The following is a 10,716-nucleotide window of genomic DNA, read 5'->3' as shown; positions in this document are numbered from 1 at the left end:
CCAGGCAACCGGAATTCGATCGCACCCGTTGTCCGCGACTTAGAGAAACGCTTGTCCGCGACTTGCTGAAATGACTGTCCCGATCTAGCGAAATCCGCAATCCGGGCTTTGGGAGTGGTCTAGGCCTAACAGCGGAGGGCACTGCCCGTGACGTTGTGATTGAGGGCGGAACAACGTTCGCAACCTTGACTGAGGTCACGCTTCTGAAGCCCCACTTCAAGCTTCGAGGATGGGCTGGCGGCTCTTCGGGCAGTTCGGCGATCGACCACATCCTTAGTCACCGTCATCTCCGAGCATATGAGCTGGAAGACGGCTCGCTGTTAGAGTTCCGAAGAATTTTCGATCAGTTCGTTGCGAAGAAGCAAGCGCAACTCGCGACCACGCAATATATGACGGAGGAGGAGAAGGCCCTAGAATTCGATCGCGCGGCGGTTCTCGACGGCTTCGAACGACGGTTCACACGGCAGGAAGCGCGGCCAGATCAGGCCAAATTCAGGGCAGCGTTGATGCAAATGTACAAGCGTCGTTGCGTCATTAGCAGGTGTGGCGTCGAAGAAGTCCTGCAGGCGGCGCACATTATTCCGTTCTCCGAGGCGGTCGTTTTCAGGGACGATCCGCGGAATGGCCTTATCTTACGCGCAGATTTGCATGCTCTGTTTGACAAATTTCTCATTTCAATTCATCCGAAGAGTCGAGAAGTAGTCCTGGCATCTGATCTGGAAAATACGAGCTACGGCCAGTTCGAAGGGCGCAAGGTCGAACATTTTGCCGCGAAAGAGTTTCTAATAGAACACTATCAGTTTTTTAAAGCAGCGAGGCAGCCGAACTCGGCAGCCGATGGCCTCTGAAATCGCTTGTGCCCCCTGAATGCCGATCCCTGTAACGGTCGGTCTGACCGTTGCCGTCGGAGGCAGGTGAGAACAATCCCTACGTAATCCGGATAATCACGTGCATCGCGGTATCCGCAGACGAGACCTTAAGGCGGCACAGCGTTGCCTCCGCCAGATCTGGCAGACGTTTTAGATTGCTATTCCGCCCGTAACGTCCAGGCTCTGGCCATGGCTTGCTGAGTTCCATATTGATACCCTCCGGGAGGCTTGCCGGACAGTGCTCGCTTCGTATCCAAAGTGTGACCTCCCGTTTGCCCTTGCGTTCAACCGCTAAAGTCTGTCCACCGGGGAGAATGTAGCAACATAGGTATTTTGTAGACCCCTTAGGATGGTCGCGGATGTCCCCCTTCGCCGAGAGCAGCCGTTGGAGATTCAGGGAGACCCCAGCTTCTTCGCTGCTCCCGTCGTCATCAACAGACCCGTTTTCAACCACCGAGACCTGGGCAAGTGTCTGGGTGGCCCTCAGAAAGGGTGGGCGTCTTTCATTAAATCAGGTTCACCCATAGACAGATCAGAGTGGCTGAAAATTGTTTGTTTGAGATGCTTTACGATCAATCGCTCGCGTTCTTTCACAAATCTCGGCAGTTGGAGAATGTTATACAAACCCTCGTTCCCGGGTATCAGATGGCGATCGCGGAAGCCTTCATCACGCGTGTGGATCCACTGGTCGAAGGGCTGGTTACTCTTCTCCAAGTTTTCCTGGCCGCGAAGTAGTTGAAGGTTGCCAAGACGATTGACTGATTCCTGAATGCGCTCGATGACCGTTTCCGGGACGTTGCCGCTTCTCAAGACTTTCGGCTCGACAAGCGAGCGCGGAATAATGTGGTCGATGTGGTAGTTCGTGAGGCCCCAGGTCGTTGTGTCGTAGAGGAGCGACAAAGCGAGAAAGCATGTTTGACGGCCGTAGGTAGTGTCGAGGAAGCTGTCGATATTGCTGTCGTTGAGTTCGGTGAGCCGTCCACGCAGTGCAAGGCCGTCAACCAGCTCCTTGTAAGGGAAAGATTTGCCTTCTCGGGTCTTGTCTTTGACGATCGCACGAGCGGCGCCAATGGTGTTATCTGAGGTCCCGCCGAACACGCCGTTAATCAAAACGCCTATAAGCCATCGCTGGATCAGGGACGAGTTTCGGGCATCTTCGGGTGTCGACGCGGAAAGATCGCCTTGTCCCGTCTTGAAGAGGTAGTAGGCGATTGGCAGGATCGCATTCCCCGAGGTTAGCGTGTCCTGGTCGATGCCAAACCGGTTAATCAGATTGAACGTTGCCTCAAGCACCCGCTTAATCTCGCCCCAATTCTTCTCAATTATTGCCAAGTTTCTCGTCGTGAAGTTTCCGACCTTGTAAACGTGGTCGAGATCGCTCAACAGCAAGCAGGCCTTCATTACGAGGTCTTTGTCGACGTTGTTCTTTCCTTGAAGTCCCGTGTTCAAATGGTTGACGAATCCGAAGATTTCTTCACGGGCGCTGACACCGTTCCACTTGGATGTGATCATTGACAAGAGCAGGTCGGACTTGCTTAGCTTTGTGCCGCCGTCGTTCGCTCTGATGAAAATGTCTAATACGCGGTCATATGATTGGTCAGTCTCGGTGAAGTAGGAGACGACCTCGTCTCTCCAAACCATCCGGTACAAACGGTTCAGGTTCTGCTGGAGACGGCGCGATTCCGCTCGCGTTGCAGTTTCGGGTAACGTGTCCTCGATCTCAGTCAACAGCGCATCAAATTTGTCGTCGCTGGTGCAGTCGAGTATTCGACCGACTTTCATCCACATATGACCAGCCGCCGCCGGTGGAGTAGTGGAAGAGAATTTGAAGCCGTAAGTTATGCCGATGTCCTGATTGTCGGCATCTTCGCTCGCTTCAACCGCTGCATCTTTAAGTAGGTCGAGATAGAGGTTTTGGCGGACCCAGTTGTCCGGGCTGCCCCGCCGCGCGTATTTGCGACGCACCGTGTAACTGCCCTGCAGGCCGATGAGCAGCGAAGTCAATCGTTGCTGCCCGTCGAGTATCAGCGTGATATCGCGACCATCGGCCTCTGCTAGTTCGTTATGGACGTTTCCTTGCCTAAAGTTCTCCATAAACTTGTAGATGTCCCAATCATCACGACGGGACGGCTCGACCTGCCAGAATAGGAATGAGCTGATTGGATAGCCCTTCATGAGAGAATCGAAGAGAGACACTATCTGGTCCGGATGCCAAACGTACGGTCGCTGAATCGCCGGGAGGAAGTAGCTTCGATTGATTTGCCCGACGGCACGAGCAATGGTCGTTGATGCGTATGCCATAGAAAACTCTGATTAGTTTCTTCGATTCGTTAATCAGAGCTTCCACAATCCGCATCGATATAGCGAGGGTCTCGTCGCTGTTTTGCAACAAAAAGTGGTGGTGGTTCAGAAGGCTCGTCGACAAACCGAGCGCCCGTTGCAGTGCCTCAATCGGAACGCCTCCGGCCTATTCGCACCAAAGAATTCGACCATCTCGGACCCAGAAGTGGGACTCGCATCCTGACTTCCGCCAGACGGATGGGTGAAGCGAAGGTTTGCCGGCCTTGTTGACGCTGATGTCCCAGCGCGGACGAGCCTCCCGGAGGATCATGAGTTCGATCTTGTCTCCACATCCGCACGGACACCGCATGCCGACGCTCCAGTCGTCGCCATCGTCTCGCGTCAGAACAAGGTCGCGAGATGGCAAGGCGGACGGGAGGGTGTCACCCTCGATGATCTGCAGACGACGGACTGGGCCATACTTGCCCCACAGCCGGCGGAACCAGGGGGGCATCCTCATGCTGCATCCTTTCTCGGTTTCTGGAACAGCGGCAGTCCTAGCAGAGGCTCGGCAGCGCCTCGCCCCAGCAAAGCATTTTCCTTGCGGTCGAAGTCGTCTTCCGAATGATGGTCCTCGTCGCAAGCTGCGAGGCTGAACGCGACGCGTGCGTAGTTCCCGTTCGGCTCCTGGCGATAGGGATAGGCGCGGGCGACGAACTCGTTCACCAGAGCAGAGGCGGCCCTCATGTTCAGCGTGATCACCGAGGGAGCCTCTTCGTGGATTCCCTTAATGTAGCCCGCCGCGAGTTCATCCCGGAACGCCGCTGGATCGGTGCGCAGCAGATACTCTGCCCTCAGGCCTTCCTGGGTGTATACGCCGCGATCTGAAAGCGTTGAGCCGCCCGGTTGAACGTAGTCGATCCGACCACTGACGTCAGCGATGGCAACCTTGCCGTCATCGAGGAAGGTAGGGATCGTGACGCCAACGTCGAAGAGCGGAATGAGGAAGGCTGAAGCAATGAGGTCCGCGTACAGTCGGCCCTCCTTGCTGTCCACGCAGCAGAAGATGACATCGCATTGACCTACGGCTTCGACAGCCTCCCTTGTGCCCAGGGTATGAGGAAGGCTGACCGCCACGCCTTCGCCACGGTGCGAAGCGACCGCGGCGGAGAACATCTCGACCTTCGGGCGGCCTCCCGCTGCGTCCGCCAACGTGGAATTGAGGATGCGGTTGAGGTTCTTCTTCTCGATCCTGTCGGGATCGACGAGGGTCACCGATCCAAATCCGAGGCGTGCAACCTGTTCAGCCGTAATGGATCCGGTCCCTGAGACGCCGATAACCGCAGCAGACAGCCGGGAGAGTTCATTGGTCATCGCACCCGTGAAGGCGAGCGGTCGACCAGACGGGACCGCGTTGACGATGCGGTCGTTCCACCAGTAGCTGATGTCATCGCCGGCGATCGTCACAAGATCGACGGGTTGCGACGTCATGTCGGGCGCATACAGGCGCGCACGAATTGCGCCTTCCGGGGTCATGATCGCAGAACCATGGCAATCTCCGAAAGCGTGAAACAGACCCGGAATAACCCTCGCGTCGCTCTCGTTGTCGATCTGTGAGAACTGCAGCCAGCCCCCGGGATGGGAGTGAAGCAGGATGATCACGAGTCCTTCAGGCTCCGCGACGTCGATCGCGTCCTCGATGTAGGCCCCGGGCCAGACGATCGCATCCGGCTTCCGTACGGGACAGGCTTCGTGGGGCACAAGGATTGCCAGCCGGACGACCAGCCGCTGCCGAGGGCCGGGCGAGGGGGCGCAGACAAGGATTGCTGCAGCCTCGTTGCCGTCGGAGAGAAGGTGAGCCTTCAGCATGGAATGCGTGACCCCTGCCATAGCAAGTGTGTTCGTTGGCATCATTCGCCGACCTCCACCGCCAGAGCGGACTCGACAAGAGCGAGGTGCGTCACAACATTGTCCCGCTGCGGGTTCCACGGGCCGACCGCTCCACGATGTCGCGACCAGCGCTGAAACGGGAGCCCGCCGATGCTCTGGAAGGCTTCGGTCGCGGGAATTCCCCCTCCCGTCACGCGCTGAAGAGGGGGATATGCGTAGAACATGTCGATCTCCGACTGAGGATACGTGGGCGGGATCATCAGCGCGAGCGTCGTCGTGGTGGCGGTGTAGCCAGCGGGCAGCGGATAGTCGTTAATGCTCAGCCAGCGGTGACCATCGCTGGTACGGGTTTCCCAGCGAAGACCAAGTCCGTCCAAGTAGGATTCGTCGATCTCCAGAAGTGCGAAGTCACGGGAGGGCGCGGGGCGCGCCTCTCCGTTGCTTACGTCCGTTGGCGTGAGGCGAATCTTCTCGATGCCCGGTGCGCGCAGATCGATATCGTCGCCGACCGAAAGCTGGCGCTTCGGCTGCCCCTGCACCTTGAGGATGATGATCCAGGCGTTCGGATCGAAGCCCGCACGGTTAAGAGCATCAACCACCGAGATGACAGGCGTGACGGAGACAATCTTCTTGCCCTGCACGTTGAGTTCCCAAACCTCCGGCTTGCTGCTCCGGAACAGCTCGACGCCATCCTTCTTGATCTTGATGATGTCGCCGTCTTCGACGAGGCGGTCAGGCTCACCCGCGCGTTCGAGATAGATGGAGCGTTCCGCCGCAATCCGACCCAGCTTGCGGATGGCTGCGCCGGAAATCTCGTCCGCGGGCCAGTCCCTTGCTTCGCCTTCGATCACGATACGATAGGTACCGTCGCTTTCGGCTACGATGAACTTCACGCCATTGCGGAGGTCAGCCTCTTCCTGTGCGCGGAGTTCTTCCAGATCACCGTCGTCGCGCCACTGCATGACGTAAGGGTGCTGGTCGGCACTGAATCCCGCGACCTTTGCGATCTTGCCACCAGTGGGCGTGCTCGTATCCAGCTCGAAGACTCGGAAGTTGAGGTCGATGCTGGCGATTTCGACGGCGATGCGCTTGCCGCTGGGTTCTTCGTGATGTTCGATAGTCATTGGTTGTGATTCCCTGATTGTTGAAAAAAAGGAGAGGACGGGGGCGTCCACCTTGTTTGCGTGCGACACCGACGATTCCGACACGAAAAAAAGTTCTGTCGGAATCCGCGTTCCCGCGCGCAGACAGAGCGAGATCGAGGAGGAGGATCGACATATGCGGACGAAAATGCGGAGGAGCTGGTGGGACAGCCTGATGAAGAATACTACTCTGCGGACGACGCTCTTGCGGCGTTCGAGGCGCTCTCCGATGAAGAGCGGACCAAGCTCGCGCGCGTCGCCCGCTTCATCGCGGGCAGCAGTGGCTTCCCGTCACCAGACGACCTGATCAACGAGGCCTACGTCCGGATCGCCGACGGGAGACGGCGCTGGCCGCGTGCGCATGGTTTCACGTCGTTCGTGGCGGGCCTGATGAAGAGCCTCCGCTCTGACGGCGCTTTCTTGACCGACGAAAGAAAGGTGGTGCGCCTCCAGCAGGGCTTCGGTATCCTGAATTCCGAAGACCTCGAGATGGTGGCCGCGAACGACGATGATGGCGGCCTCGCCCGCAAGGCGATCGTGGAGGACGCGATATCCAAGCTGGAGGAGCATTTCGCGGATGACGACGAAATGCTGCTGCTCCTCATGGGTATCCAGGATGGGATGATAGGAAAGGATCTGCAGGAGGCTGTAGGAGTGGACGCTAAGCGCCTCGAGGCGCTGCGCACCCGGCTGAAACGCAAGATCGACAACCTCGCCGGTGACTATCGAGCGAAGGAAGGACTCGCGTGATGAGCGACAAGAAGAAGGACGCCGTCGACAACTTCATAGACTTCATCCTTTCGGACGACAGCCCAGTGGGCCCGGAAGACAAAGCGAATATCCAGATGTTCAACAATGCGATCGACAGTGCAAAAATCGGGCTGGCGAAGGCGCGGTTAGAGCGTGCACGCGCTGGCGCGTTTTCCAGCACTATGTCTAGCGGCGTGAGCAATCTTGATAAAGAACGCGCAAAGCGACGCTATGAACGCGCGAAAGCAGGCGATGCGACGGCCGGTCTCACTCTGGCTGCGCGTTTTGGTGATGGAACCATGGACGGTGATCTCGACGCAATTCTGGAAGATCTCACAGAGCTTGAAGACGAAGACAAAAACGATGAAGAGAATTGATCCGCTTCCTACGAATTTGTCGCCGGATGCACTGCTTCGTTCCCTTGGTATTACAGAACCCCGCGATATCGATGTCGAAGCAATCGCGTACTATGTGGGCCTGCGTGTAAAGCGTCGTTGTCTCAAGTGTTGCGAGGCCATGATCACAGGTCTGGGGAACAAGGGGATCATCTCAGTCAATCCGGGCGGTATGCCCCAGCGGGAGCGGTTCTCGATCGCACACGAACTCGGCCACTGGGCACATCATCGCGGCGCGACCGTCGCGTGCCGCGCTACGGACATCGGCAAGTTTTCGAAGACGAACAATGTCGAGCGGGCCGCTGACCAGTATGCCGCCGACCTTTTGATGCCGTGGTCGATGTTCAAGAGCGAATGCCGCAAGCATCCTCGGTTGGATCTGAAAGCGTTGAAGGAAGTGGCGGGCATCTTCAAGACAAGCCTCACGGCTACCTTGATCAGGATGATTGACAGCGACATCTACCCGGCTTCGATGATGATCCGTCACGGCACGGGAGGCAGGAAGTGGTACAGATCGGCACCCAAGGTGCCAGGCTGGTGGTTCCCGAGAGAAGAATTGGATGCGGACAGCTTCGCGTTCGAATTGCTCCACAATCAGAACCAGGAAGAGCAACGCTTTCCACGGAAGATCGGAGCGGACGCTTGGTTCGACAAGGCGTCCGCTGCCCGATATGAAATCACCGAGCAGTCGTTCAGGATCCCGGGCGAGGGTGTTGTGACAATCCTGAACCTTGATCCAAGTATGGTGTAACAAGTCGGTGGGCTGCCGCAGGCAAAATTCCACCCGTCTGGTTATCGTTGAAACGTTCGCGCATATTCCAACCATCCAGTCCGTTGGATAGCCTTGTCGACGGCCTCGATCACTTCGTCCCGATTTGTCTTAAAGAGTGATGTCGTCCCGGCGAAGCCATCATAGCCAAATCGGTCCGAGGCCCCGTTCGATAACAGTTCGCACCAATTCCGAATGACCTTAATGCGGCCGATCAGGGCTTCGCGCGTGAGACCTTGGCCCGTCTGCTGGCCGTGAAAGATCTTCTGTCTGTTGCGGTGGCAATGTTCTATCTCTTTCTTCAACGGCCGGTAGCGATCCCCGATCACCTCACTGACTGGAACACCGCTCAGATGGCTTATAGCTCCGATGAAGGTGGTGTAATCGAGCCCTCGATGACCGAAGAACGCGTCGCGGATTTTCCCCGCGTCGGCTGACGTGATATCGGACGCCTGATAGAGCAGATTTGCTGTGATCTTGCGCAATTGTCTTTCAAGTTTGATCCAAGCAAGACAGAAGCCATCTACGCCTCTGCTTTCGCAGTCCGATGCCAACAGGATGTCTAGTGATCTGAATTCGTTCTCAAAACTGCGGTTCATCAACACTCTCCACGGGCACTATCCGGACATCGCTTCATTTACTTGCCAAACAGCCAACCCAGCAGACCTTTGCGAGCGGGCCGCTTGGAGACACCCGAAGAATATGGAGAAACATCACGTGCTGGCGGAGCCAACGACGGGCGCGCAGGGACGGCCTGGATTGGTGCCGAAGTTGCCTTGACTCCTGGCGAGGGCGTCGACGGCGCGACCTCGACGCGCTCCCGCTGTGGCGCGATTCCTCGATCGATGAAGTCCTTGATGGTAGACGGAATCTCCAAGGATTCCTTTGCTCGGGTCAATGCAACGTAGAGGAGACGCATTTCCGCGGGGTCGGGGCCGCCACTCTTCTTGTCAGTCGGGCTGCTCCGAAGGAAGTCGTCCATGAGGCGAACGGACTTCCATTCCCGCCCCTTAGACTTGTGGGCAGTGGATATGACTAGGTCGGCCTTCTCCTCATCCACTGTTCTGTTCAGCGCCCACATGAGTTGCTTCTCGCCACGTTTTTCGACGAGGTTTACGAACATCACCAGATGCGCGCCTTCGTCGGTTCGCGCGAACTCAACGACCTCGTTCCAGGATTTGAACCCGAAAAAGGCCGGGCAAGTCGAAGGTTCGTTCTCCTTTAGTGCTTGCGCGCCGCGAAGCATGTCCATCAATTCGGACTTGTCGCCGACCAGGTGCGGCTTGCGTCCGGCATCAAGTGCCTCAATTACGGCACTGATGGTCGTCGCGTTGGTGCGGGCGAGGACTGCAGCCGGATTGGTATTGCCGATCCTGCTGGCGATGCCAGGATTGCCTCTGACTGGCTGACGCTCGCCAAGCTTCACCAGCATCTTAGTCGCGAGGTCGGCGATGGCGTCCCCGAAACGGAACGAGGTCGTCAGATATGTGCTAGCCTCGGTTTCGATCGACTCCATCGCGTTCACGGCGCCGCGCCACTCATAGATCTGCTGATATCTGTCCCCAACGTAGATCAGTTGCCCGCGCTGTCGTTGCAGGATGTCCAGGACGACGGGATTCGTGTCCTGGGCCTCGTCAAGCATAATATAGTCTGCTGTGATGATCGGGCGCGAGAGTCCCCACAGTTTCAGGTAGCCATCGTGTCCAAGGGGCAGTGGATCCCGCTCTGAAAGCATTCGGCTCCAAACGCGACGGGCGCCATCAAGTGCGAAACTGGAGACCTCCTGTAGAATATCCTCCGGCGCGGCCCGGAGCGCGCCGAGGGTGGGAACATGCTGGGGTCCGATCTGGTCATCTGCGCTCTGGGCGTACCGTCGTATGGTCTCGAGGTAGAGATAGCCTTGGGAGTCCGGTGTAACGGCATACTTGTCGCCAAAAGGGCGTCGCTTGATGTCGAGGACTTCAACAAGCTGCTTGGCCGTGCACTTGTTCGTCAGCTTTCCGATATCGTGCTTGTATCCCGGAGGCGCTGCACGGAATGCCAGGCTGTGTGAGGTCGAGCAGTCGACGGTGTCGGGAAACTTCTCCCCAGCATCGGCTACGATGCTCTTGTTGAACGCGAGGTACTGTCCGCGAAGCCCCGTAGCATCGGCGAGGAGCTGAAGTGTGGATGTCTTTCCGGACCCCGCGAAGGCGTTGATCTTGAGTGACTTCCCTCGCATGAACGCGTCAAGCGCAGCGGCCTGTTCGTCCGTCGGTTGGAATTTCGGCTTTTTACGACGGTTAGGTTTTGTGTGGACTACGCCGGACCTACGCTCCGGCTTCCGGGCGCTAGCCGACTGCTTGGCGTCTTCGAAGAGATCCGTCTGCTTCAAGGGCACCTTCGCCAATGCCGACGCGACCTTCTTCCTCAAGTCCGGTGTCTTCTGGTTCTTCCGGAATGATAGTTCGTGATCGAGAAGTTTCAGAAATTCGGTATCTTTGTCACGCGTCGCCTTCCGGAATACTTCCTCCAACTCAACGAATGATTTCGAAATGAAAGGGCGCTGCACGACGATTGCTCTCGGTTTGATGTGATCGAACTATCAACTAAGAGATGCATTTGTACAATATTACTGAAGA

General features: G+C 57.3%; 10 protein-coding genes. 4 read left to right on the top strand and 6 right to left on the bottom strand.

Going from position 1 to position 10,716, the window contains the following annotated elements; all coding sequences use genetic code 11:
* The first annotated feature begins 185 nt into the window (after positions 1-185).
* Positions 186-848: an HNH endonuclease signature motif containing protein gene (locus tag ASD63_RS36285; protein ID WP_244497270.1), complete on the top strand. Its 663-nt coding sequence runs from the start codon at positions 186-188 to the stop codon at positions 846-848.
* Positions 849-1,352: 504 nt separating this feature from the next.
* Here ASD63_RS36285 and ASD63_RS23350 read toward each other — a convergent pair.
* The 4 genes from ASD63_RS23350 to ASD63_RS23335 form a co-directional block, all read right to left on the bottom strand.
* Positions 1,353-3,170 (bottom strand): DUF262 domain-containing protein, encoded by a 1,818-nt coding sequence (locus ASD63_RS23350; protein ID WP_082572968.1) that lies wholly within the window; start codon positions 3,168-3,170, stop codon positions 1,353-1,355.
* 166 nt (positions 3,171-3,336) lie between these two features.
* A complete protein-coding gene (locus tag ASD63_RS36815; protein WP_244497272.1) occupies positions 3,337-3,519 on the bottom strand; it encodes a DUF6527 family protein in 183 nt (60 codons plus the stop codon).
* 146 nt (positions 3,520-3,665) lie between these two features.
* Positions 3,666-5,063 (bottom strand): ThiF family adenylyltransferase, encoded by a 1,398-nt coding sequence (locus ASD63_RS23340; protein ID WP_060529869.1) that lies wholly within the window; start codon positions 5,061-5,063, stop codon positions 3,666-3,668.
* The gene (locus ASD63_RS23335; protein ID WP_060529868.1) at positions 5,060-6,163 is read right to left on the bottom strand and encodes a multiubiquitin domain-containing protein; all 1,104 of its coding nucleotides are present in this window, start codon (positions 6,161-6,163) and stop codon (positions 5,060-5,062) included. Before ASD63_RS23335 ends, ASD63_RS23340 begins: the two co-directional genes overlap by 4 nt.
* 180 nt (positions 6,164-6,343) lie before the next feature.
* Here ASD63_RS23335 and ASD63_RS23330 point away from each other — a divergent pair, with 180 nt between their 5' ends.
* From ASD63_RS23330 to ASD63_RS23320, 3 genes are read left to right on the top strand one after another with little or no spacing between them, the layout of a single operon-like run.
* Positions 6,344-6,931 carry a hypothetical protein gene (locus tag ASD63_RS23330; RefSeq protein ID WP_060529867.1) on the top strand — a complete coding sequence of 196 codons (588 nt, stop codon included), beginning with the start codon at positions 6,344-6,346 and terminating at the stop codon, positions 6,929-6,931.
* The gene (locus ASD63_RS23325; RefSeq protein ID WP_060529866.1) at positions 6,931-7,308 is read left to right on the top strand and encodes a hypothetical protein; all 378 of its coding nucleotides are present in this window, start codon (positions 6,931-6,933) and stop codon (positions 7,306-7,308) included. Before ASD63_RS23330 ends, ASD63_RS23325 begins: the two co-directional genes overlap by 1 nt.
* Positions 7,295-8,077 carry an ImmA/IrrE family metallo-endopeptidase gene (locus tag ASD63_RS23320; RefSeq protein ID WP_060529865.1) on the top strand — a complete coding sequence of 261 codons (783 nt, stop codon included), beginning with the start codon at positions 7,295-7,297 and terminating at the stop codon, positions 8,075-8,077. The genes ASD63_RS23325 and ASD63_RS23320 overlap by 14 nt, the downstream gene beginning before the upstream one ends.
* Positions 8,078-8,118: 41 nt before the next feature.
* Here the strand turns inward: ASD63_RS23320 and ASD63_RS23315 are convergent, their stop codons facing one another.
* Positions 8,119-8,694, bottom strand: coding sequence for a hypothetical protein (locus ASD63_RS23315; protein WP_060529864.1), 576 nt, complete (start codon positions 8,692-8,694; stop codon positions 8,119-8,121).
* 38 nt (positions 8,695-8,732) lie between these two features.
* A complete protein-coding gene (locus ASD63_RS23310) occupies positions 8,733-10,646 on the bottom strand; it encodes a UvrD-helicase domain-containing protein (protein WP_060529863.1) in 1,914 nt (637 codons plus the stop codon).
* Positions 10,647-10,716: the final 70 nt, after the last annotated feature.

Origin of the sequence: Ensifer sp. Root558 (genome assembly GCF_001427045.1) — a bacterium.
Lineage (GTDB): Bacteria > Pseudomonadota > Alphaproteobacteria > Rhizobiales > Rhizobiaceae > Ensifer > Ensifer adhaerens.
The sequence above is the reverse complement of the archived record's forward strand: the minus strand, read 5'-3'. Positions and strand labels throughout refer to the sequence as shown.

Coding starts and splice junctions, on each gene's coding strand:
- ASD63_RS23315 (WP_060529864.1), bottom strand. CDS start 8,694: ATGAACCGCAGTTTTGAGAACGAATTCAGATCACTAGACATCCTGTTG.
- ASD63_RS23340 (WP_060529869.1), bottom strand. CDS start 5,063: ATGATGCCAACGAACACACTTGCTATGGCAGGGGTCACGCATTCCATG.
- ASD63_RS23335 (WP_060529868.1), bottom strand. CDS start 6,163: ATGACTATCGAACATCACGAAGAACCCAGCGGCAAGCGCATCGCCGTC.
- ASD63_RS23350 (WP_082572968.1), bottom strand. CDS start 3,170: ATGGCATACGCATCAACGACCATTGCTCGTGCCGTCGGGCAAATCAAT.
- ASD63_RS23320 (WP_060529865.1), top strand. CDS start 7,295: ATGAAGAGAATTGATCCGCTTCCTACGAATTTGTCGCCGGATGCACTG.
- ASD63_RS23325 (WP_060529866.1), top strand. CDS start 6,931: ATGAGCGACAAGAAGAAGGACGCCGTCGACAACTTCATAGACTTCATC.
- ASD63_RS36815 (WP_244497272.1), bottom strand. CDS start 3,519: ATGCGGTGTCCGTGCGGATGTGGAGACAAGATCGAACTCATGATCCTC.